The sequence below is a fragment of the uncultured Microbacterium sp. genome, from assembly GCF_945952435.1.
GTDB lineage: Bacteria > Actinomycetota > Actinomycetes > Actinomycetales > Microbacteriaceae > Microbacterium.
The window spans coordinates 35,761-57,217 of sequence record NZ_CAMFHZ010000022.1 but is presented as its reverse complement, the minus strand read 5'-3'; the positions used below and the strand labels follow the sequence as shown (position 1 = coordinate 57,217).

Genomic DNA, 21,457 nt, shown 5'->3' with positions numbered 1-21,457 from the left:
GCTGCCCGGGGTAAGCGCCCGGCTGCCCGGGGTAAGCGCCCGGCTGGCCGGGGTAGGCGCCCGGCTGCCCGGGATACGCACCGGATTGCCCGGGATACGGGTCCGGCGATCGCGGCGACATGCCCTGATCCGCGCCGTACGACGGCACGTCCGGGGTCGCGGGCGCGTCAGGCACGTCCAGGGCTCCGGGGACGGCCGGAGGCTCAGGCGCGCCCGGCGGCGGCGTCGACGGATCTTGCGGCGTCGATCCGAAGTTCAGCTCGTGACCGCCCTGCGGCGAGTCTCCCTGGTCCACCATGGCTCACACTCTAGCGACGGAGGGCCCCGCAGGGTCGGCCGATCCCGCACACACCCCCTCTACGATGGCACTCGTGCCCCTGACCGATCTTCCTCTCGCCGAACTCCGCACCTTCCGCCCCGATGTCGCCGAACCGTCCGACTTCGACGCGTTCTGGGAGGGCACCCTCGCGGAGTCGCGCGCCCTCGCCCAAGCACCGGAGCTCGTTCCCGCGACGACGCCGATCGGCGAACTCGTCGTCGAGGATCTCACGTTCTCCGGCTTCGGCGGCGAGCGCATCCGCGGCTGGGTGACCCGACCCCGGCGGGAGGGCGCCCTCCCCGTCGTCGTCGAGTACATCGGGTACGGCGGCGGCCGCGGCATCCCCGGCGAACGCCTGCACTGGGCGGCCGCCGGCTACGTGCACGTGCTCATGGACACCCGGGGCCAGGGAGCGGGATGGGGCACCGGCGGAGACACCCCGGACCCGCACGGCTCCGACAGCGCGACGCCCGGATACATGACCCGCGGGATCTCCCACCGGGACGACTACTACTACCGTCGCGTCTTCACCGACGCCGTGCTGCTCGTCGACGCCGTCCAGGGCTTCGACTTCGTCGATCCCGCGCGGATCGCCGTGACCGGCGCGAGCCAGGGCGGGGGGATCAGCATCGCCGCGGCCGCGCTGCACCCCGGCATCGCCGCCACCATGCCGGACGTGCCCTACCTGTGCGACTTCCGTCGATCCGTCGCGCTGACGCCGGAGCCCCCGTTCCGGGAGATCGAGCGGTATCTCTCGGTGCACCGGGATCGGGTGGAGCAGGTCTTCGAGACGCTGTCGTCCTTCGACGGCGTCAACTTCGCGCGACGGATCAAGATCCCTGCCCTGTTCTCGGTCGGTCTCATGGATCCGATCGTGCTGCCGTCGAGCGTTTTCGCCGCCTACAACCATGTGGCGTCGGACGACACGGCGATCGAGGTCTACGAGTTCAACGGCCACGAAGGCGGATCCTTCGCGCAGTGGCTGCGCCAGACCGCCTGGCTCGCCGAGCGGTTCTGACGTCACCCCCGCCCCGCGCGGGCGGGCCGGCCGGCCGATCCGCAACGTCGGCGAAACATGGGATCCGTACAATCGAGGACGCCACAAGCACGCTCTCCCCGAGGACCACCACCATGTCCAGCACGTCCCCCGCGCCCATCACCGTGTCGATCCGCCGCGAGGTCGACCCCGACCGCATCACCGAGGCCACGGCCTGGGTGCAGACGGGGGTGAACCTGGCGAGCCGCTATGCGGGCTTCCTCGGATCGGGGTGGGTGCGCGAGGGAGCAAGCTCCCACCACTGGCACATGCTCTACAGGTTCGCCGACGAGCCCTCGCTGGAGGCCTGGGAGGCGTCGAGCGAACGCGCCTGGTGGCTCGCGATGGGCGAGGAGTTCGTCCGCAGTGCGGAGACCCGCCGCCGCACCGGTATCGAGGGGTGGTTCGACGAACCATCGACCGAGACGATCACCGTGCCGAACGGGACAGGATCGACGACCGTGGTGGTCGCGCCGTCGCCACCGCGCTGGAAGCAAGCCGTGTCGATCTGGCTCGGCTTCTTCCCGGTGAACCTCGTCTTCACGTACCTGATGAGTCCCGTGCCCGGGTGGAACGAGCTGCCGATCTGGCTGCGCGTGATCACGACGACCGTCGTCCTCACGCCGATCATGACGTACTGGGTGCTGCCCTGGGTGACCCGCAGCCTGCGGCACTGGCTGAACCGTTAGCTGCGCGCGGGCGACCGGGCTACGCCAGAGCGTCGACCAGGAGTCGACTAATTGCCCGACGTGCGCGACCGGACGCCCGGACGGGACGCGATATGTCGGGTGATCGCACGATTCTCGGGCGATCGAAACGGATCCACCCTCAAAACCCGCACACACCCGACATATCGCGCCAGGCTGCCCCACCCAGATCGCGCCGAGAGCTGGGCCGCCGACACGCGCGCACGGGCCGGACCGCCCCTACAAACCCGACATATCGCGCCGCGAACCAGACCGAAGCGAGCGCTCAGTCCTCGACGTGGCGCTCGGCGGGGCCGTCGTAGACCGAGAGAGGGCGGATCAGCGCGTTCGATGCCGCCTGCTCCATGACGTGCGCCGTCCAACCGGTGACGCGCGACGCGACGAACAGCGGCGTGAACGTGAGCGTGTCGAAGCCGATGAGGTTGTACGCGGGACCGGACGGGTAGTCCAGGTTGGGGTGGATGCCCTTGCGCGCGACGAACTCGTCGGCCAACGCGGTGTAGAGCTCCGCGACGTCGGGACGGTCGAAGTGCGCGACCAGCTCGTCGAGCGCCGCCTTCATGGTGGGCACGCGGGAGTCGCCGTTCTTGTAGACGCGGTGTCCGAAGCCCATGATCTTGCGCTTCGACGCGAGCGCCTCGTCGAGCCAGGCGTTGACGCGGGACGCCTCGCCGATCTCGTCGAAGATGTGCAGCACGGCCTCGTTCGCCCCGCCGTGCAGCGGCCCCTTCAGCGCCCCGATCGCACCGACCACGGCCGAGTAGAGGTCGCTCAGGGTCGACGTGATCACCCGCGCCGTGAACGTGGAGGCGTTGAAGGAGTGCTCCGCGTACAGGATCATCGAACGGTTGAAAGCGTCGACGACCACCGGATCCGGCTCCTCGCCGAACGTCATCCAGAGGAAGTTCGCCGAGTAGTCCAGATCGTCCCTGGGCTCGATGAGGTCCTGTCCCCGGCGACGACGCTGCCCGTACGCGACGATCGCGGGAAGGGCGGCGAACAACCGGACGCTGCGCTCCAGGTTCTGCTCGGGAGTCCCGCTCGCGTCGAGGACCGATCCGGATCCGACCGCATCCGACGCGCCGAGGAGGCTCACGGCGGTACGGACCTCGTCCATGGGATGCGCCTCGAGCGGCACGAGGTCGATCGCGGTCCGGACGTTCTCGGCGAGCGCACGGTGCTCCCGCTCGGTCGCACGCAACGTCGCGAGCTGGACCGCGGTCGGCAGCTCGCCGTTCCACAGCAGATAGGCGACGGCCTCGAACGGCTGGGTGGCCGCGAGCTCCTGGACGGGGTAGCCGCGGTAGAGCAGGCTGTTGGTCTCCGGATTGACCTTGCTGATCGCCGTCGTGTCGACGACGACTCCGGCGAGGCCCTTCTTGATCTCGGGATCGGTCATGTCACTCCTTCGTGTCCTTCGGCCCGTCGCTGCGCTCGTCGCTCGGCACCCGGGTCGGATGTCGCTTCGCCGCCCTCAGCGAGCGGTCTGGTCCAATGTGAAGTTGAAGACGTTCGTGTCGAAGTGGTTGTAGCCCTCGTAGTCGATGAGGTCGTACAGCTCCGCCCTGTGCTGCATCTCGCCGAGCTTGCCCGTGAGGTGGCCCTCGTCGTTCAGCGTATCCAGGGCCCGGGCGGTCGCGCCCATCGCGATCCGGAGCATCGACACCGGCCAGATGACGATCTGCACGCCCGCGTCGCGCAGCTGATCCGTCGTGAACAGCTCGCTCTTGCCGAACTCGGTCATGTTGGCGAGGATCGGCACGTCGAGCGCGCTCGCCATCCGCTCGAACTCGTCGAGCGTGCGCATCGCCTCGGGGAAGATCGCATCGGCGCCCGCGTCGACCAGGGCCTTGGCCCGATCCACCGCGGCATCCATCCCCTCGACCGCACGGATGTCGGTGCGCGCCATGATGAGGAAGTTCGGATCCCGACGCGCGTCGACCGCGGCCCGGATCCTCTTGGTCGCGGTCGACTCGTCGACGACCGCCTTGCCGTCCAGGTGGCCGCAGCGCTTCGGATTGATCTGGTCTTCGATGTGCGTCCCGGCCAGCCCCGCGTCCTCGAGCGTCTGGATCGTACGCGCCACGTTCATCGGCTCTCCGAAGCCGGTGTCGGCGTCGATGATGGCGGGCAGCTCGGTCATCCGGGCGATCTGCTGCCCCCGACCCGCCACCTCGGTGATCGTGGTGAGGCCGATGTCCGGAAGGCCGAGGTCGGCCGAGAGCACGGCGCCCGAGATGTAGACCCCGTCGAAACCCTTCCGCTCGATGAGCCGGGCGCTCAGCGGGTTGAACGCGCCGGGGAAGCGCAGCAGCTCTCCTGCGGCGAGTCGCTCACGCAGGATCCGCCTCTTCTCGGCGGCGGTGGTGGCCGCGTACAGCATCAGTTCCTCCCTCGGTCGATCCCGCATCCAGAACACGACGCAGGAGAAGCCGTCGCGATTGCCACAGATCCGGCGCGGAGCCGCAGAATCTCCTGCGTCGTGTCCGCGGGCGACATCAGAACAGGCCCTTCGGAGCGGGAGCGGCGGCGAGGACGCCGGGAGCGGCGACGATGGTCAGTGCGCCGACCTCCTCCGGGGTCAGCTCGGGCAGGCGCTCGGCCAGGCCCAGGAACCGCTCGATCTCGGACTCCTCGAGCACGGGCTCTGCCAGGATCCGGAACTTGCGGATGTAGTCGGCACGCGCGAACGGCCGCGCGCCCAGCGGATGCGCGTCCGCGACGGCGATCTCGTCGACGACCGTCTCACCGTTCGTCAGGCGGATCTCCACCCGTCCCCCGAACGCCTTCTCCGCGGGGTCGATCGAGTGGTAGCGGCGGGTCCACTCCGCATCCTCCGCCGTGGTGATCTTGTGCCAGAGCGCCACGGTGTCCTCGCGCTGCGCCCGCTCCGGGGCGTAGGAGTCGACGTGATGCCAGGTGCCGTCCTGCAGGGCGACCGCGAAGATGTAGGGGATCGAATGGTCCAGCGTCTCGCGCGAGGCGTGCGGGTCGTACTTCTGCGGGTCGTTCGCGCCGGATCCGATCACGTAATGCGTGTGGTGGGACGTGTGCAGCACGATCGACTCGACCTGCGCGGGATCCGCGAGTTCGGGACGCTCGCCGTGCAGCTTGCGCGCGAGGTCGATCCAGGCCTGCGCCTGGTACTCGGCGGAGTGCTCCTTCGTGTAGGAGTCGAGGATGGCCCGCTTGGCCTCGCCGGCCGTGGGCAGCGGCACCTCGTAGGAGGCGTCCGGTCCGTCGAGCATCCACGCGATCACGCCGTCCTCCCCCTCGTAGATCGGGCTGGGCGACGTCTCCCCGCGCATCGCGCGGTCCACGGCCTCGACGGCCATCTTGCCGGCGAACGCCGGGGCGTGCGCCTTCCAGGTGGAGATCTCGCCCTTGCGGCTCTGCCGGGTCGCGGTCGTGGTGTGCAGCGCCTGACCGACGGCCTGGTAGATCGTGGGCACGTCGAGTCCCAGCAGCGTGCCGATGCCCGCAGCCGCCGAAGGGCCGAGGTGGGCGACATGGTCGATCTTGTGCGCGTGCAGGCTGATCGCCTTCACGAGGTCGATCTGGATCTCGTATCCGGTCGCGAGCGCGCGGGTGAGCGCGCGTCCGTCGGATCCGACGTGCTGCGCGACGGCGAGGATCGGGGGGATGTTGTCGCCGGGGTGCGAGTACTCGGCGGCCAGGAACGTGTCGTGGTAGTCCAGCTCGCGGACGGCGACACCGTTGGCCCACGCCGCCCACTCCGGGCTGGTGCGCCGCTCGAGCGGGCAGCCGAAGATCGTGGATCCGGCTCCGTTGACCGACACCGGGTGGTCGAGCGCCTGCTGGCGGGCCGCGCTGACCGGGCCGCGCGTGAGGGAGGCGGCGGCCACGGCGGCGTTGTCGATCACGCGGTTGATGATCATGTCGACGACGTCCGCGTCGACCTCCACCTCGTCGGCGGCGATCTCGGCGATCCGCCAGGCGAGCTGCCCCTGCCGCTCGAGCTGCTCGTCGCTGCGGTGCACGCGGAGGTGATGGGTGGTGGTCATGCTCGTTCCTTCGTGTCGGTGTTCGCGCCGTCGCCGGCGGCGGGCTCCAGCGATGCCAAGATGCTCGCGAGTGCGTTGTGCAGGTGGACGTGGGTGGCGTGCGCGGCGAGCTCGCCGTCCCCGAGGCCGATCGCCTCGGCGATGAGCCGGTGCTCGTTCACACTCGCGGTGAGGCGCTGAGGCTTGTCGCGGGCCATGCGGCGCACGCGGACGAGGTGCGTGCGCACGGTGCGCAGCGCCGCGGTGAGGTAGTCGTTGTCGACCGCCGCGTCGAGCGCGGCGTCGAACTGCCGGATGAGCGCGTAGTAGCGTTCCCGGCCGTCTTCGTCGTCCAGCTCGTCCGTCGCGGCGGCGAACCGTCCGGCGAGGTCCAGGAATCCGTCGCGACCTCCGGACGCCGCCGCCGATCGCGCCGCCGTCTCCTCGAGCGCGCGGCGCAGTGCGAAGAGGTCGCGGATGTCGTCGGCGTCGATCGCCGAGACGACGGTCACCCGGGGCGAGACCTGTGCGACGAGTCCGTCGGCGGCGAGACGGCGCAGCGCCTCACGCAGCGGGGTGCGGCTGACGCCGAGGCGTTCGGCCTGCTCGACCTCGGCGAGCACCGTGCCGGCCGCGAGGGATCCCGACTGGATCTCGTCGAGAAGTGCGCGGTAGGCGAACTCGCCTGCGCGCATTCCTTCCGCAACGATGCTCATGCGGTCATTGTATACACAAACGACTCTGAAGTGCTCTCCAGGGATCCCAGATCCTCCCTACGTATACAGATCAGCCGCTCACCGCCGGTTCCGCGATCGGTTCCCGAGCTCCCGGGATCGGCTCGCCGAGCTTGACGAGCACGACGCCGCCCAGCACGAGGACACCGCCGAACGCCTGCAGCAGATCGGGCAGCTGGCCCAGCATCAGCCACCCGAAGAGCAGTGCGGCGACGACCTCCGCAAGCGCCACGAACGCCGCGAGACGCGATCCGAGTCGGCGGGTCGAGGCGATTCCGAGCACGTAGGCGATCGCGGTGGCGACCACGCCCATCGCCAGGACGGGCACGGGCCAGGGCACGGTTCCGAACCGGTACGCCACGACGTGCGTGTTCCACGCGACCGGCAGCAGTCCGACGAGTCCGGCCGCTCCGAGGCCGAGTGCGCCGAGGACGAGACCGGATCCCGCCAGGGCGATCGGCGGCAGCCCGGTGTCGTCGCGCTCCGAGAGGAGGAAGTACGCGGCCGCTCCGACCATCGCGGCGAGCGCCCAGGCGAGTCCGGGAAGGTTCACTCTGGCGCCGAAGACGTCGAGCATGAGAACGAGTCCGACGAACGCCACCGCCGCGCCGAGGACGCTGCGCCGACTCGGTCGCTCTCCGCGGCGCACCCACAGCCAGAGCACGACCGCGACGGGCGCGGTGTACTCGATGAGCAGCGCCATGCCGACGTCCATCACAGCCACGGCCTGGAAGTAGCAGAACTGCGTCGCCGCGACCGCGAGCAGCCCGTAGGCGGCGACCGTGCCCGCGTGGCGCCGCAGCGCGCGCCATCGCCCGCGCAACGCGAGGACCGTGGGCACGAGCAGGACGAGGGCGGCGACCCCGACCCGCGCGAGCACCGCGGCGCCGGGGCTCCATCCGGCGTCCATCAGACCTCGCGCCCAGCCACCGGACATGCCGAAGGAGAACGCCGCGGCGATCGCGAGCAGGAGCCCCCCGCGCGCATCGCGGGACGTCGGCGCTTCCGCCATCACGTCACTGGTGATACCTGCCATGACATGTGACGCTACGATGTGACGCAGTAAGATGTCAATATGGTTTTCGCCGATGACACCGAGGAGTCGCTGCGGGCCGCCGTCGATCTCGTCAACTCCGCAGAGGATCCGGACACCCTGCAGGATCCCGCCGACCTGGACGCCTTCCTCGTCGCGCACCCCTACACCGGGCGCATCGACCGCGACGAGGCGGAGTTCATGGCACTGCGCGCCCTGCGCCCGCGCCTGCGCACCATGCTGCTCGCGCCGCGCGACGCGATGGCTCGCGAGGTGAACGCCGCGCTGGCGGGCGTCCCCCTCGCGGCGCGCCTGGTCCGTCACGACGACGCGGACTGGCACCTGCACGCGGTCGCCGACGACCGCCCGCTCCCGGACCGGATCCTCGTCGAGACGGCGATGGCGCTGATCGACGTGATCCGCGCCGACGAGGGGTCGCGGATCTCGGTCTGCGCCGACGACACGTGCCTCTCGCTCGCCCTGGACCTCTCCCGCAACCGCTCCAAGCGGTACTGCTCCGTGACCTGCGCGAACCGCAATGCGGTCGCGGCCTATCGCGCCCGCCGCGGCGCGGGCACGAGACGCGGCGGCGGCTCCGGGCCCACACCGTAAACCTCGGGGCACCCTCCTCCGAGGGGTCGCGGGCGAGCCTCCGCCCCCGGGAGGTGCGCGACCGCTCCGAACCGGAGGCGGGCCGGATCCGCTGCGCGGGGATCCGGAACCTGCGGGAGGATTCGCACGCGTCGGACGTCCGGCGCCGGCCGCTACCCTCGAACAATGACCGACTGGACCGGATCCGCCATCGCGAAGCTCGAGGCGGACGGGAACCGCAGCGCCGACACGCACCTGCACGTCTTCCCGCTGCCGCCGGAGTGGGGCATCGATCTGTACCTCAAGGACGAGTCGGTGCATCCGACCGGCTCCCTCAAGCATCGCCTCGCGCGCTCGCTCATCCTCTATGGTCTCGTGAACGGCCGGATCCACGAGAACACGACGCTCGTCGAGGCGTCGAGCGGCTCGACCGCGGTCTCCGAGGCGTACTTCGCGCGCATGCTGGGACTGCCCTTCGTCACGGTGGTCCCGCGATCGACGAGCCAGGAGAAGATCGATCTCATCGAGTTCTACGGGGGACGGTGCCACTTCGTCGACTCCTCCCCCGAGATGGCCCCGGAGGCCGAGCGGCTCGCGGACGAATGCGGCGGCCACTTCCTCGATCAGTTCACGTATGCCGAGCGGGCGACGGACTGGCGCGGCAACAACAACATCGCCGAGAGCGTGTTCAGCCAGCTGGCGCACGAGCGGCATCCGATTCCGACCTGGATCGTCGTCGGAGCGGGCACGGGCGGCACGAGTGCGACGTTCGGCCGGTACGTCCGCTATCGCCGCCACGGCACCCGGATCGCGGTCGTCGATCCGGAAGGGTCCGCGTTCTACGAGGGCTGGCGCACCGGGGACCCGACCGTCACGACCGGATGCCAGAGCAGGATCGAGGGCATCGGCCGGCCTCGAGTCGAGCGGTCGTTCGTCCCCGGGGTGATCGACGAGATGTTCCCCGTCCCCGACGCCGCCTCGGTCGCCGCGATCCGGCTCCTGCGCTCTCGCACCCTGCACTGGGCCGGCGGATCCACCGGCACGAACCTCGTCGGGGCGTTCCAGCTCATCGCACGCATGCGCGCCCGGGGCGAGCAGGGCAGCGTCGTCACGCTCATCTGCGACAGCGGCACCCGCTACCTCGACACGTACTACTCCGACGACTGGGTCGCGGCGCAGGGCTGGGACCTCGCCCCGCACCGGGCGCGCCTGGAGCACTTCCTCGACACCGGGGTCTGGGACGCGGACTGAGCCGCGACGACCGACGGGCGGCGCGCGCGCCTGACCCGTCGACGCGTGCGCGACGCCTCGGCGGCGGCGCGGCACGGGGCTACGCTGTCCGCATGATCACGCTCATCCTCACCCTCGTCGGAACCGATCGCCCCGGCCTCGTGGCCACCGTCGCCGACATCGTCGACGAGCACGGAGGCAACTGGGAGAACAGCCGTCTCGCCGAACTTTCCGGCACGTTCGCCGGCGTCGTGCAGGTGACGGTTCCCCTCGACAGGGTGGAGGAGCTGCGCGCCTCGCTGAGCGGGCTCGAGGGCCTCATGACGATCGCCGTGCACGCGGGACCCGGATCCGCCACCGCCGACGAGCTGCAGCGCCTGCACATCACAGTGCTCGGCAACGACCGCACCGGCATCGTCCGCGAGATCTCGAGCGTGCTGAACCGCCGGGCGCTGAGCATCGAGAGCATGACCAGCGAGACCCGCGACGCCGCGATGGCGGGCGGCCGTCTCTTCGAGGCCGCCGTCGTGGCGACCGTGCCCGCCGACGCGGATCCGGAGACGCTGCGCGGGGACCTCGAGCGCCTCGCGAACGATCTCCAGGTCGACATCACCGTCGCCTGACCGGGTACGGGGCGTTCGGCGCCGTACCGGTCCGCGCCGTACCGGTCCGCGCCGTACCGGTCCGCGCCGTACCGGTCTGCACCCGTACCGTTCTCAGGATGGGCTCCGCACGAGGAGCGCGTGAGACGTGGTCGCGCCCTTCGGAGCGGATCCACCCTGAGAACGGTCGGACAAGCACCGACGACAGCGTGCGTCAGACGAGGCGTTCCTTCGGCGAGACGTCGTCCGTGTCGGCCGGATCGTCGTTCACGACCCCGGCGAGCGCCTCGTCGATCGCGCGGAGCGTGTCGGCGTCGAGCACCACGCCGGACGCCTTGACGGTGTCGGCGAGCTGCTCCGGACGGGACGCACCCACGAGCGCCGCGGCCACGTTCTTGTTCTGCAGCACCCAGGCGATCGCGAGCTGAGGCATCGTGAGCCCCGCGTCGGCCGCGATCGGCTTCAACCGCTGCACCGCGGTGAGGATGTCGTCCTGCAGGAACCGCTGGATGAAGTGCGCGCCGGAGTGCGGATCCGTCGCCCGCGATCCCTCGGGAACCGGCTGACCAGGCAGGTACTTGCCGCTCAGCACGCCCTGCGCCATCGGCGACCAGACGATCTGCGAGATGCCCAGCTCCTCCGAGGCCGGGACGACCTTGCCCTCGATCACGCGGTGCAGCATCGAGTACTGCGGCTGGTTCGAGATGAGCTGCACGCCGAGCTGCTTCGCCAGCGCGTGGCCCTCGCGCAGCTGCTCCGCGGTCCACTCCGAGACGCCGATGTAGAGCGCCTTGCCCTGGCGGACGACGTCCGCGAAGGCCTGGAACGTCTCCTCGAGCGGCGTCTCGTAGTCGAAGCGGTGCGCCTGGTACAGATCGACGTGGTCGGTGCCGAGACGCGTCAGCGATCCGTCGATCGACTCCAGGATGTGCTTGCGGCTGAGCCCGGTGTCGTTCGGCCCCTTGGGACCCGTCGGGAAGTAGACCTTCGTGAAGATCTCCAGGCTCTCCCGGCGCTGCCCGGCGAGGGCCTTGCCGAGCACGACTTCGGCGGCGGTGTTCGCGTAGGTGTCGGCCGTGTCGAAGGTCGTGATGCCCGCGTCGAGTGCGGCGTGCACGGTTTTCACGGCCGCGTCGTCCTCGACCTGCGAGGCATGGGTGACCCAGTTGCCGTAGGTGATCTCGGAGATCTTCAGACCGCTGTTGCCCAGGTATCGGTAATTGACCATGGATCCAGCGTAGGCGCGCCCCGACCGGGTGCGGCCGGTTGCGCCCTGCACCGAGCGACACATCAGCTCCCGTCGCGAAAAGTGCCGCTTTCCGGTTGTCTTTCCGGCAGTTTTCGCGACGGGAGCTGGTTCGAACCGGATCAGAGCCCAACGGGGATCAGGGTGCGCCCGGCAGCGGGAGAGCGTTAGACGCGGGCGTTCTCGGGCCGCTCGACCGACGCCGCCGCGCGGGGCGACGAAGGACCCGGATGGGCCGACGCGACTCCGGGGTGCGCGGGGACCGGCCAGGACGGGGCGCTCCCCGGCGCGGACGACGACGCGGCGACGTGCGCGTGCTCGGCGGCGGACGGCGGGACAGGCTTTGCGGCGGCCGGCGGGACGGGCGGTGCGAACGGCGCCGGGACAGGCACCGCGGACGGCGGGACAGGCGGCGCGGCCGCGCGGACCGCCGGGGCCGGATCCGCTGCGGCCGCGGTCTCGGCCTCGTGCGCCTCGGCGAAGGAGCGGTGCTGCGCCTCCTCCGCGATGATCGCGGCACGGTCGCGATACCCCTTGGAGGTGACCCGGTCGAGCTCGACCTGCTTGGCGATCGCCTCGGCCTTCTCGTAGAGGGAAGGATCTCCCCAGCTCGTCAGGACCTTCACGATCACGGGCAGCAGCTCGATCATGAAGAACAGCGCGGCGATGAGCCAGTGCGCGAAGCCCAGCACGGGCTCCTTCGCCGACAGCCGGTCCAGGGCCGAGATCTGGCTGAGCAGACCGATCGCCCCGGCGTTCGTGCCTGCCACGGAGGCCGCACGGGCGTTGTAGGCGTCGAGCGCGGTCTTGTAGGCCTGCTCGGCGGCGGGCAGCTGATCCTTCGCCTGCTGGCGGTTCTGCGTCTCGGAGGCCGACGTCGCGGACTTGGACGAGCTGTCAGCCGACTCGACATCGGCGTTGGCCTGGCGCAGCTGCGCGGCGAGCGAGTCGTAGGTCTGCTGCGCCTGGTCGAGCTGCGACTTCGCCGCGTCGCTGCTGGCGCCGTCGCCCTGCACCCCGGTGCAGCCGGGAACCGTGCCGGCGCCCTCGCCGGTCAGCTCGCACTGGTAGAGCGCGCGGGCCTGATCGATCACCTTCTGCTGCGCGGCCATCTGCGCGGTGATCTGCGTCACCGTGCCCTGGGCCGCCTTCTGCGAGGCGGAGTCGCTGGACGTGCCCTTGACGATGCCGGTCGACGCCTGGTTCTGGAGATCGGAGACACGTTGCGACGCGGCGTCGAGCGCCTTCTTCTCCGGACCGTCCTGCACGGCTTTCTGGTCGCTCTGCGCCTGCACGAGGTTCGTCGCGGTGACCTCGCGGGCGATGTCGTTGTGGAAGGCCTGCAGCACGATCGGCTCCGCCACGACGAACCCGATGATGGCGGCCATGAGCACGCGCGGCACCGCGAGGCCGATGAGACGGCCGACCTTGCGCGTGGAGCGCATGGTCGAGGTGAGGAAGCGGTCCAGGTTGAAGATGAGCAGCGCCCAGACGACCGCGAGCGGCGCCGCGATCCAGACCAGCACCTGCACACCGGTGGTGAGCGCGAAGAGCATGGACAGCGCGGAGACGAGGGCGGTGCCGGCGAGCACGAAGAACATCTGCACGAAACGCGGCTGCTCGCTCGGGACCTTGTCCAGGATCGCGCCATCGGCGCCGCCGAGGATCGCGAGACGACGCAGGAACCAGCCCTGGGGGCGGGGGGTCTTCGGCTCCTTCGGAGTCCTGGGGGCACGGGCGGGGCGGGGGGCCTTGGTCCTGTCGACCTTCTCCCCGCCCTTCTCCGCGGTTCGCGGAGGAAGGGGGGCGGGATCCGGGACCACGAGCGGCTCCGGAGCAGCGGCCGGCTCCGGGGCGGCGGCCGGCTCCGGGGCGGCGGTCTGGGCCGGAACGGCCGGCCCCGCGGCCTCGGTCAGGAAGGGCTCGTCGGCCGGCTCCGCGCCTTCGGGAGCGTAATCGCGGACGTGATAGAGCGGCTCGTCGGGCGTGGTTCCGGGGTCGCCCTGTCCGTCGACGTCGAAGGAGATCCGGCCCTGGGAGTCCATGCGACCGGGTCTGTGCGCGGAATAGGACATCCTGACAGGCTAGAGCCCGCCGGCTGTATGGGAACCGGACGACCCCTGGGCGCCCGCCCAGCGGATCCGAGGTGCCGGCTCAGCGCAGGCTCCCCCGCGCACACGGCACTGCGGCTCAGCGCGCGCTCCACCCGCCGTCCATCGTGTAGGACGCACCGGTGACGGACGCCGCGGTCGGCCCGCACAACCAGCGGACGAGATCCGCGACCTCCTCGGGTTCCAGGAGCCGCTTGATCGCCGACTCGACGAGCATGACCTTCTCGATCACCTCGGACTCGGCGATGCCGTGCGTGCGGGCCTGATCGGCGATCTGCTTCTCGACGAGCGGGGTGCGCACGTATCCGGGGTTGACGCAGTTGCTGGTGACGCCGTGCGGGCCACCCTCGAGCGCCGTGACCTTCGACAGGCCCTCCATCGCGTGCTTGGCCGTCACATAGGCGACCTTGTATTCGCTCGCGCGGAGGCCGTGCACCGAGCTGATGTTCACGACACGCCCCCAGCCGCGTGCGTACATCCCGGGGAGCACCGCGCGGGTGAGCAGGAACGGCGCGGTCACCATGAGGTCGATCATCCGCCGGAACGTGCGCGGATCGAATTCGACGATCGGCGCCACGGTCTGGATCCCGGCGCTGTTGACCAGGATGTCGGCGTCGAAGGCGCGGGTCGCGAGCGCGTCGAGATCGCCGAGATCGACGGCCAGCGCCTCCCCGCCGATCTCGTCCGCGACCGCCGTCGCGGCGTCGCTGTCGCGATCGAGCACGATCACGCGCGCGCCGCTGCGCGCGAGCACCCTGGCGCACGCGGCACCGATGCCGCTGCCTCCGCCGGTCACGAGCGCTCGGCGCCCTTCCAGGTCCGCGTCGCCGCGGCCGGTGGGATCGACGTCGGTCATCACGGGTCGCTGCTCTGCCATTCCAGCACGGTACTTGACTCGGATGCACGCGTCCAAGGGGCGCCACTATGCAAAACTGCATACATGGACGCGCGGTTCCCCACACCCCCGCTCAGCGCCGACGACCTGCTCGTGCTGCTCGCCGTCGCCCGCAGCGGACGGTTCACGAGCGCGGGGCAGCAGCTCGGCCTGAACCACACCACGGTCGCCCGACGCATCGCGGCCCTGGAGGCCCAGCTCGGCGGGCGCGTGCTCTCTCGCGACGGAGCCGGATGGGAGCTGACGCCGCTGGGATCGCGGGCGCTCGCCGCTGCGGAGGGCGTGGAGCGGGCGCTCGAACGTCTCGACGCCCGCGACGGCGCACGGGTGGGCGGCCTGATCCGACTCTCGGCGACCGACGGCTTCAGCGGCTTCGTCGCGGCGCCCGCCATGTCGGCTCTGCGCAGGGTGCACCCCGACGTCTCGCTCGAGGTCATCACGTCGACCCGGCAGGCCTCGCATCAGCGCACGGGCGCCGACCTGGAGGTGGTCGTCGGCCGCCCGCAGGTGCGACGGGCCCGCGCGATCCATCTCGCCGACTACGCGCTCGGCCTCTATGCGAGCCGGGACTGGCTGCGCGACCACCCCGCGCCCCGATCCCCGGAAGACCTCGTGGGGCAGCCGCTCGTGTACTTCATCGAGTCGATGCTGCACGTCGACTCGCTGGACGACGCGCGCAGAGCCGTACCGGGGATGCTCGACGCGGTCGCGAGCACCAACGTGTACGTGCACGTCGACGCGACACGCGGCGGCGCGGGCTACGGCCTCCTGCCCGCCTTCCTCGCCGACCGGCACGACGACCTGATCCGCGTGCTGCCCGACCGGATCGACGAACGGCTCCCGTACTGGCTCATCGCGCGCCCGGAGGCGCTGAACCAGCCGGCGATCTCCGCGTTCCTGGAGGCGCTGCAGCAGCGCCTCGCCGACGTGCGCCCCGCGCTGCTCGGCGAGCGCTGAGGCTCCCTACCCCTCCCCGCCAGCCCCGCCCTTCGCGCGCACGCCACTACGCGCTTCCCTCCCCTCAGTGCCTTTCCCTCCTCCCAGCAGCGTGAGCACGGGGAGGGAAAGACACGCAGGGGAGGGAAACGCGTCAGAGCCGGGACCGAGCGAGCTCGGACGGGAGCGACCGGGGCGGGCACGACCGGGGTGGGCGCGAGTGGGGACCGAGCGAGCGGAGCGGGAGCGAGCGCGGACGCGTCCCGGCGGATCAGGCCATCGCGGCCGCGGCGGCCTCGTCCTCGGTCGTGGCGACGAGCTGACCGCACGCGCCGTCGATCTCCTTGCCGCGGGTGTCGCGGAGGGTGGTCGGGATACCGGCGTCGTTGAGGCGGCGGACGAACTCGTCCTGCACCTCCTTCTCGGACGCGGTCCAGATGGATCCGGGCGTCGGGTTCAGCGGGATCGGGTTCACGTGCACCCAGCCGCGGCCGCGGGCGTTGAGCTTCTCCGCGAGGAGGTCGGCCCGCCAGGCGTGGTCGTTCATGTCCTTGATGAGCGCGTACTCGATCGAGACGCGCCGCCCGGTCTTCTCGAAGTAGCCGCGCGCCGCGTCGAGCGCCTCGTCGACCTTCCACCGCGAGTTCACCGGGATGAGCTCGTCGCGGAGCTGATCGTCCGGCGCGTGCAGGGAGAGCGCGAACGTGACGGGGATGTCCTCGTCCGCGAGCCTGTTGATCGCCGGCACCAGTCCGACCGTGGACACGGTGATGCCGCGTGCGCTCATGCCGAGGCCCTCGGGCTGCGGCGCGACCATGATGCGCACGGCATCCATCACGCGCTTGTAGTTGGCGAGCGGCTCGCCCATCCCCATGAACACGATGTTCGAGACCCGCTCCATCGAGTGGTCGTCCGCCTTCTTGCCGCCCAGCCCGCCCTCGGCGATGAGCCGGTTGGCCCGCACGATCTGCTCGATGATCTCGGCGGTCGACATGTTGCGGGTGAGTCCCGCCTGACCCGTGGCGCAGAACGGGCAGTTCATGCCGCACCCGGCCTGGCTCGACACGCACAGCGTGATACGGCCCGGGTAGCGCATGAGCACCGACTCGACGAGTGCCCCGTCGTGCAGGCGCCAGAGGAACTTGATCGTGTCGCCGCGGTCGGTCTCGAGGCGGCGGACCTCGGTGAGCAGCGGCGGCAGCATCCCGGCCACGAGTTCGTCGCGCTGCGCCGCCGGCAGATCGGTCATGTGCGCGGGATCCGACGTGTAGTGCGTGAAGTAGTGCGTCGCCAGCTGCTTGGCGCGGAACCCGGGCAGGCCCAGCTCGGTCACCTTCGCGATGCGCTCGGCCGGGGTGAGGTCGGCGAGGTGCACGGGCGGCTTGCCGCGGCGCGGGCTCGCGAACTGCAGCAGCGGACGCCCCTCCGCGTCCTTCTTCTGCGTCCAGCCCTCGGTGGCGGGACGCACCTGCGCGGCGCGCGTGGAGGTGCGCCGCATGGGCGCATCGGAGGGCGCGGACGCAGGAGTGTCGCTCATGCTTCCAGGGTACGGCCTGGAGGGTGCGAGCGGGCTGGGCACCGAGGCCCGCCCGCCCGCGCGGATCAGTCGAGGAAGATGTCGGGGAACAGCTGGTCGTCCGGGGTCCCGGGCGTCGCGGCGTAGGCGGAGAAGTCGGTGACCCCCTCACCCTCCAGCACGTCCTCGACGATCAGGGTCTGCCCGGTGTATTCGCGCGCGGGCTTCGTCAGCACGGTGTACGCGGCGTCCGCGTAGATCTCCGGCGTGCGGCTGACCCGCATCATCCGATCGCCGCCGAGGGCGAACTGCACGGCCGCGGTCGCGATCGTCGTGCGCGGCCAGAGGGTGTTCGCGGCGATCCCGGCGTCGGCGAACTCGGCGGCGAGGCCCAGCGTGGTCATCGTCATGCCGTACTTCGCGAGCGTGTAGCCGGTGTGCGCGCCGAGCCAGCGAGGGCTCAGGTTCAGCGGCGGCGACAGCGAGAGGATGTGCGGGTTCGCCGCGTCTTTGAGCACCGGCACCGCGGCCCGCGACAGCATGAACGTGCCGCGGACGTTGACGTCCTGCATGAGGTCGTACTTCTTGGCGGACAGGTCGAGGGATCCGGAGAGGTCGATCACGCTGGCGTTGTTGACGACGATGTCGATGCCGCCGAACTCGCCCTGGGTCGTGAGCACGGCCTCGGTGACGCTCTCGTCGTCACGCACGTCGCCGACGATCGCGAGCGCCTGACCGCCCGCGGCCCGGATCTGCTCCGCAGCGGTGTGGATCGTGCCCTCGAGCTTCGGATGCGGGGTGTCGGTCTTCGCGAGCAGGGCGATGTTGGCGCCGTCTGCCGCGGCGCGCAGAGCGATCGCGAGGCCGATGCCGCGGCTGCCGCCCGACATCAGGATGGTCTTTCCGGCGAGGGGCTTGTTCTCGGTCATGCGTTCCTCGGGTCTCTCAGGTCTCTGGAGGACGGTCAGGGCTGTTCCCGTCGCAGAAGATGTCGCTCCGAACGGCGGAAAGCGGCATCATCTGCGACGGGAGCAAGGATGTGGGATCCGCTCAGCGCGGGGCCATGCGGATCGCGCCGTCGAGGCGGATCGTCTCGCCGTTCAGATAGCCGTTCTCGACGATCTGCTGCACGAGCGCGGCATACTCGTCCGGGCGCCCGAGACGGGACGGATAGGGCACCTGCTCTCCGAGCGAGTCCTGCGCCGCCTGCGGGAGCCCGGCGAGCATCGGCGTCTCCATGATCCCGGGGGCGATCGTGCAGACGCGGATCGCGTAGCGGGCGAGCTCACGGGCGATCGGCAGGGTCATCGCGTGCACGCCTCCCTTGGAGGCGGAGTACGCCGGCTGTCCGATCTGCCCGTCGAACGCGGCGACGCTCGCGGTGTTCACGATGACGCCGCGGTCGCCGTCGGCGGTCGGCTCGTTCGTGGACACGACTGCGGCGGCCTGGGAGATCACGTTGAACGTGCCGACGAGGTTGATCCGCACGATCCTCTCGAAGGCCGCGAGATCGGCGGGGTTGCCGTCGCGGTCGAGCACCTTCGCGGGCGGCGCGATGCCGGCGCAGTTCACCACGATCCGCACCGGGGCCGCGGCCTGGGCGAGGGCGACCGCCTCGGCGATCGCGGCCGGATCGGTCACGTCGGCGGGGGCGAACACGCCGCCCACCTCCTCGGCGATCGCCGCGCCGCGGGAGGACGGCAGGTCGACGATCGTGACGACGGCGCCCGCGGCGGCCAGGCGACGTGCCGTGGCGAGGCCGAGCCCGGACGCACCGCCCGTGACAAGGGCGCCGGATCCCTGGATCTGCATGGATGTTCTCCTTCGAACCTGCAACTGAGTCTCAGCATACGTGAGTCTGCGTCTCAATACTTCGCCGGCCCGCGTCTGCGAGATCTCTATGGCGCGCCGGCCGTGACATGCCCATCTCAGCACGGGAGGACGTCCGTCCGCGACCGGGCGAGCGCGGGCGGCGAACGGCCGGCGCCCACGATCGCGTCGCGCACCGGCGAGGATGGACGCATGACGATCCCCTCCGGCGAGGTGCGCGTGCCCGCACGCGTCCGTGCCCTCGCGCGCGGCGCGGCCCTCACCCCGGTGTGGGAGAACGGGATCGGTGGTCTGACGTTCCGCACCGACGACGGCCGCTACCTCAAGCACGGCCCCCGCCATGCGGAGACGACCCTGCGCGACGAAGCGGAGCGGATGCGGTGGGCATCCGCCTGGACCCCCGTGCCGCACGTGCTCGCCCAGGGCGAGGATGATGCGGAGGAGTGGCTGGTGTCCGTCTCCCTCCCCGGGCGCAGCGCCGTGGATGCCCGGTGGATCGCGCGGCCCGAGATCGCCGTGCCCGCCGTCGGACGGGCGCTGCGCGCGCTGCACGACGCGTTGCCCGTCGCCGAGTGCCCGTGGAGCTGGGGGGTCCCCGAGCGGATCGACGCCGCCGCACGCCGAGGCGTCGTCGTCCCCCAACGCCTGCACGAGCCCCCGCCCATCGATCGGCTCGTCGTGTGCCACGGGGACGCCTGCGTCCCGAACACGCTGCTCTCCGACGACGGCGCTTGGCTGGCGCACGTCGACCTCGGAGCCCTCGGCACGGCCGACCGCTGGGCGGATATCGCCGTCGCGTCGATGAGCACGACCTGGAACTTCGGGCCGGGCTACGAGGACCTGCTCATCGAGGCGTACGGGGTGCGACCGGATCGCGCGCGCATCGCCTACTACCGGGCCCTCTGGGACGCGACCTGAGCGGATCCGCTCCGCCCGCCGCGCGGATCGGTCCTCACGCGCCCGCCCCCTCGCACCCGCCCCCTCACACCCGGCCCCTCACACCCGGCAGAGGATCTCCCCGTGCAGAATCGAGAACCAGCCGTCGTCCTCCCCCGCCCAGGCGCGCCAGCCCGCGCTGATCCGTTCCAGGTCGTCCCCCGTCGCCGCCCCCGTGTCGAGGAGCTGCCGGGTGATCGCGGACCCGAGGATCCGGTCGGCCCACATCCCGCCCCACCACGCCCGGTCCTCGGGACTGGCCCAGCACCACGTGCTGGATGTCGCCACCACGTCCTTCAGGCCCGCCGCCCGCGCCCAGCCGAGCAGACGTCGCCCGGCATCGGGGGCCCCGCCGTTCGCGCGCGCCGCATCCTGGTAGAGCTCCCGCCAGCGGTCGAGGGCGTCCGATTCGGGCCACCAGCGGAAGCCCCCGTAGTCGCTGTCGCGGACCGCGACGATCCCGCCCGGCTTCGTCACGCGCGCGAGCTCGCGCAGCGCCTGTACCGGATCGGCGACGTGCTGGAGCACCTGGTGCGCGTGCACGACGTCGAAGCTCGCGTCGGGGACGTCGAGGGCGTGCACGTCTGCCACTCGGAACGCGATGTTCGTCACGCCCCGTTCTGCGGCCGTCGCCCGGGTGAGCGCCAGCTCGTCCTCGCCGATCTCCGTCGCGACCACCTCGGCGACGAGCCCCGCGAGGTCCGCGGTGATCGTGCCAGGGCCCGCACCCACGTCGAGCAGGCGGTCGGACGCCCTCAGATGCGGCAGCAGGTAGGCGGCCGAGTCCTCGGCGGTGCGCCGCCGATGCGAACGCAGCACCGCGTCTGCGTGGCCGTGGGTGTAGGGGGTCATCGGGCTCCTCCTCGGGTCGTGCCCAGCCTCTCGCCCGGCGCTCCGGCGCGGAAGACCGTAGTCTTCCTAGGAGCGCCGCACCCTCTCACGGCGCGGATCGGGGAACTCGGATGGCGAACGCGCTGGGCGACTTCCTGCGCGCGCGACGCACCGACGAACGGCTGAGCGGATCCGCCCCCGCGGGTCGGCGCCGGATCACGGGCCTGCGCCGCGAGGAGGTCGCGGCCGCGGCCGGCATCAGCGTCGACTACTACGTGCGCCTGGAACAGGGACGCGAGACGCACCCGAGCGACGCCGTGCTGCAGGCGCTGTCCGACGCCCTGCACCTGGACCGGGATGCGGCGGATCACCTGCGCCGCCTGCGGGAGCCGCACCCGCTCCCGGCGCGGATCCCGGACGACGCACTGCTCGCCCGTATGGCGCTCCTCGTCGAGACCGTGCGCCCGAGCCCCGCCTATGTGCTCGACCGGCTCAGCACCGTGATCGCCGCGAATCCCGAGGGACTCGATCTGCACGAGGGCCTCGCCGCGCTGCCGCCGGCACAGCGCAACACGGTCCGCTCGCTGCTGCTCGATCCGCGCAGCCGGGAGCGCTTCGTCGAGTGGGAGGATCTCGCCCGCGGCGCCGTCGCGCACCTGCGGGCGGCGAACGCGCACGACCTCGCCGATCCCGAGCTCGTGGCCCTGGTCGACGAGCTCAGTGCACAGAGCGACCTGTTCGCGACCTGGTGGGGAGAGCACGTCGTGCAGCGCCGCCGCGCCGCCGTCACGCACATCCGCACGGCCGCAGGGACGGTCGAGAAGCGCAGCTACGAGGTGCTGCACCTGCCGGAGGACGGCGTGCGGATGACCCTCTGGCTGCCCGCGGGGTGATCGGCTC

Annotated in this window: 20 protein-coding genes and 1 pseudogene; 8 read left to right on the top strand and 13 right to left on the bottom strand. The window is 71.1% G+C overall.

Annotated features, from left to right (window positions below; translation table 11 throughout):
* Nucleotides 1–298: pseudogene (locus tag Q0P88_RS12055) on the bottom strand (hypothetical protein); the annotation flags it as partial.
* Between the two features lie 73 nt (nucleotides 299–371).
* Between Q0P88_RS12055 and Q0P88_RS12050 the strand changes: the two are divergent.
* Both Q0P88_RS12050 and Q0P88_RS12045 read left to right on the top strand, forming a co-directional pair.
* Complete coding sequence (locus tag Q0P88_RS12050) at nucleotides 372–1,337, top strand: acetylxylan esterase (protein ID WP_295014442.1); 966 nt, start codon at nucleotides 372–374, stop codon at nucleotides 1,335–1,337.
* A 113-nt stretch (nucleotides 1,338–1,450) separates the two neighbouring features.
* Nucleotides 1,451–2,044 carry an antibiotic biosynthesis monooxygenase gene (locus Q0P88_RS12045; RefSeq protein ID WP_295014440.1) on the top strand — a complete coding sequence of 198 codons (594 nt, stop codon included), beginning with the start codon at nucleotides 1,451–1,453 and terminating at the stop codon, nucleotides 2,042–2,044.
* 283 nt (nucleotides 2,045–2,327) lie between these two features.
* Here the strand turns inward: Q0P88_RS12045 and Q0P88_RS12040 are convergent, their stop codons facing one another.
* The 5 genes from Q0P88_RS12040 to Q0P88_RS12020 all read right to left on the bottom strand — a co-directional run bounded on the left by Q0P88_RS12040 (nucleotide 2,328) and on the right by Q0P88_RS12020 (nucleotide 7,836).
* Entirely contained in the window at nucleotides 2,328–3,461 is a 1,134-nt protein-coding gene (locus Q0P88_RS12040) for a bifunctional 2-methylcitrate synthase/citrate synthase (RefSeq protein WP_295014438.1), read from the bottom strand.
* 75 nt (nucleotides 3,462–3,536) lie between these two features.
* Nucleotides 3,537–4,445 carry a methylisocitrate lyase gene (gene prpB / locus Q0P88_RS12035; RefSeq protein ID WP_295014436.1) on the bottom strand — a complete coding sequence of 303 codons (909 nt, stop codon included), beginning with the start codon at nucleotides 4,443–4,445 and terminating at the stop codon, nucleotides 3,537–3,539.
* A gap of 115 nt (nucleotides 4,446–4,560) precedes the next feature.
* Nucleotides 4,561–6,087 carry an MmgE/PrpD family protein gene (locus Q0P88_RS12030; protein ID WP_295014434.1) on the bottom strand — a complete coding sequence of 509 codons (1,527 nt, stop codon included), beginning with the start codon at nucleotides 6,085–6,087 and terminating at the stop codon, nucleotides 4,561–4,563.
* On the bottom strand, nucleotides 6,084–6,761 hold the full coding sequence (locus Q0P88_RS12025) for a GntR family transcriptional regulator (protein WP_295014455.1): 678 nt from the start codon (nucleotides 6,759–6,761) through the stop codon (nucleotides 6,084–6,086). The genes Q0P88_RS12030 and Q0P88_RS12025 overlap by 4 nt, the downstream gene beginning before the upstream one ends.
* 91 nt (nucleotides 6,762–6,852) lie before the next feature.
* Nucleotides 6,853–7,836, bottom strand: coding sequence for a DMT family transporter (locus tag Q0P88_RS12020; RefSeq protein ID WP_295014431.1), 984 nt, complete (start codon nucleotides 7,834–7,836; stop codon nucleotides 6,853–6,855).
* 39 nt (nucleotides 7,837–7,875) lie between these two features.
* Here Q0P88_RS12020 and Q0P88_RS12015 point away from each other — a divergent pair, with 39 nt between their 5' ends.
* The 3 genes from Q0P88_RS12015 (at nucleotide 7,876) to Q0P88_RS12005 (ending at nucleotide 10,277) form a co-directional block, all read left to right on the top strand.
* Nucleotides 7,876–8,445 (top strand): CGNR zinc finger domain-containing protein, encoded by a 570-nt coding sequence (locus Q0P88_RS12015; protein ID WP_295014429.1) that lies wholly within the window; start codon nucleotides 7,876–7,878, stop codon nucleotides 8,443–8,445.
* A 165-nt stretch (nucleotides 8,446–8,610) separates the two neighbouring features.
* Nucleotides 8,611–9,675, top strand: coding sequence for a PLP-dependent cysteine synthase family protein (locus Q0P88_RS12010; protein WP_295014427.1), 1,065 nt, complete (start codon nucleotides 8,611–8,613; stop codon nucleotides 9,673–9,675).
* 92 nt (nucleotides 9,676–9,767) lie between these two features.
* A complete protein-coding gene (locus Q0P88_RS12005; RefSeq protein WP_295014425.1) occupies nucleotides 9,768–10,277 on the top strand; it encodes a glycine cleavage system protein R in 510 nt (169 codons plus the stop codon).
* Between the two features lie 193 nt (nucleotides 10,278–10,470).
* On the opposite strand, the gene Q0P88_RS12000 is transcribed toward Q0P88_RS12005, so the two are convergent.
* The 3 genes from Q0P88_RS12000 to Q0P88_RS11990 all read right to left on the bottom strand — a co-directional run bounded on the left by Q0P88_RS12000 (nucleotide 10,471) and on the right by Q0P88_RS11990 (nucleotide 14,490).
* Nucleotides 10,471–11,484: an aldo/keto reductase family protein gene (locus Q0P88_RS12000; protein ID WP_295014423.1), complete on the bottom strand. Its 1,014-nt coding sequence runs from the start codon at nucleotides 11,482–11,484 to the stop codon at nucleotides 10,471–10,473.
* Between the two features lie 185 nt (nucleotides 11,485–11,669).
* Nucleotides 11,670–13,577, bottom strand: coding sequence for a DUF4407 domain-containing protein (locus Q0P88_RS11995; RefSeq protein ID WP_295014421.1), 1,908 nt, complete (start codon nucleotides 13,575–13,577; stop codon nucleotides 11,670–11,672).
* A 115-nt stretch (nucleotides 13,578–13,692) separates the two neighbouring features.
* On the bottom strand, nucleotides 13,693–14,490 hold the full coding sequence (locus Q0P88_RS11990) for a 3-hydroxybutyrate dehydrogenase (protein ID WP_295014419.1): 798 nt from the start codon (nucleotides 14,488–14,490) through the stop codon (nucleotides 13,693–13,695).
* 63 nt (nucleotides 14,491–14,553) lie between these two features.
* On the opposite strand from Q0P88_RS11990, the gene Q0P88_RS11985 reads away from it, so the two are divergent.
* Nucleotides 14,554–15,465, top strand: coding sequence for a LysR family transcriptional regulator (locus Q0P88_RS11985; protein WP_295014417.1), 912 nt, complete (start codon nucleotides 14,554–14,556; stop codon nucleotides 15,463–15,465).
* Between the two features lie 250 nt (nucleotides 15,466–15,715).
* Here the strand turns inward: Q0P88_RS11985 and rlmN are convergent, their stop codons facing one another.
* The 3 genes from rlmN to Q0P88_RS11970 form a co-directional block, all read right to left on the bottom strand.
* Nucleotides 15,716–16,942 carry a 23S rRNA (adenine(2503)-C(2))-methyltransferase RlmN gene (gene rlmN / locus Q0P88_RS11980; RefSeq protein WP_295014453.1) on the bottom strand — a complete coding sequence of 409 codons (1,227 nt, stop codon included), beginning with the start codon at nucleotides 16,940–16,942 and terminating at the stop codon, nucleotides 15,716–15,718.
* A gap of 104 nt (nucleotides 16,943–17,046) precedes the next feature.
* Nucleotides 17,047–17,889, bottom strand: a complete 843-nt coding sequence (locus tag Q0P88_RS11975; protein WP_295014415.1) for an NAD(P)-dependent oxidoreductase — start codon at nucleotides 17,887–17,889, stop codon at nucleotides 17,047–17,049.
* Nucleotides 17,890–18,010: 121 nt separating this feature from the next.
* Complete coding sequence (locus Q0P88_RS11970; protein ID WP_295014413.1) at nucleotides 18,011–18,772, bottom strand: SDR family NAD(P)-dependent oxidoreductase; 762 nt, start codon at nucleotides 18,770–18,772, stop codon at nucleotides 18,011–18,013.
* Nucleotides 18,773–18,982: 210 nt separating this feature from the next.
* On the opposite strand from Q0P88_RS11970, the gene Q0P88_RS11965 reads away from it, so the two are divergent.
* The gene (locus Q0P88_RS11965) at nucleotides 18,983–19,708 is read left to right on the top strand and encodes an aminoglycoside 3'-phosphotransferase (RefSeq protein ID WP_295014411.1); all 726 of its coding nucleotides are present in this window, start codon (nucleotides 18,983–18,985) and stop codon (nucleotides 19,706–19,708) included.
* Between the two features lie 78 nt (nucleotides 19,709–19,786).
* Here the strand turns inward: Q0P88_RS11965 and Q0P88_RS11960 are convergent, their stop codons facing one another.
* Nucleotides 19,787–20,578 (bottom strand): class I SAM-dependent methyltransferase, encoded by a 792-nt coding sequence (locus Q0P88_RS11960; RefSeq protein WP_295014409.1) that lies wholly within the window; start codon nucleotides 20,576–20,578, stop codon nucleotides 19,787–19,789.
* A gap of 110 nt (nucleotides 20,579–20,688) precedes the next feature.
* Here Q0P88_RS11960 and Q0P88_RS11955 point away from each other — a divergent pair, with 110 nt between their 5' ends.
* Nucleotides 20,689–21,450 (top strand): helix-turn-helix domain-containing protein, encoded by a 762-nt coding sequence (locus tag Q0P88_RS11955; RefSeq protein ID WP_295014407.1) that lies wholly within the window; start codon nucleotides 20,689–20,691, stop codon nucleotides 21,448–21,450.
* The last annotated feature ends 7 nt before the right edge of the window (nucleotides 21,451–21,457 follow it).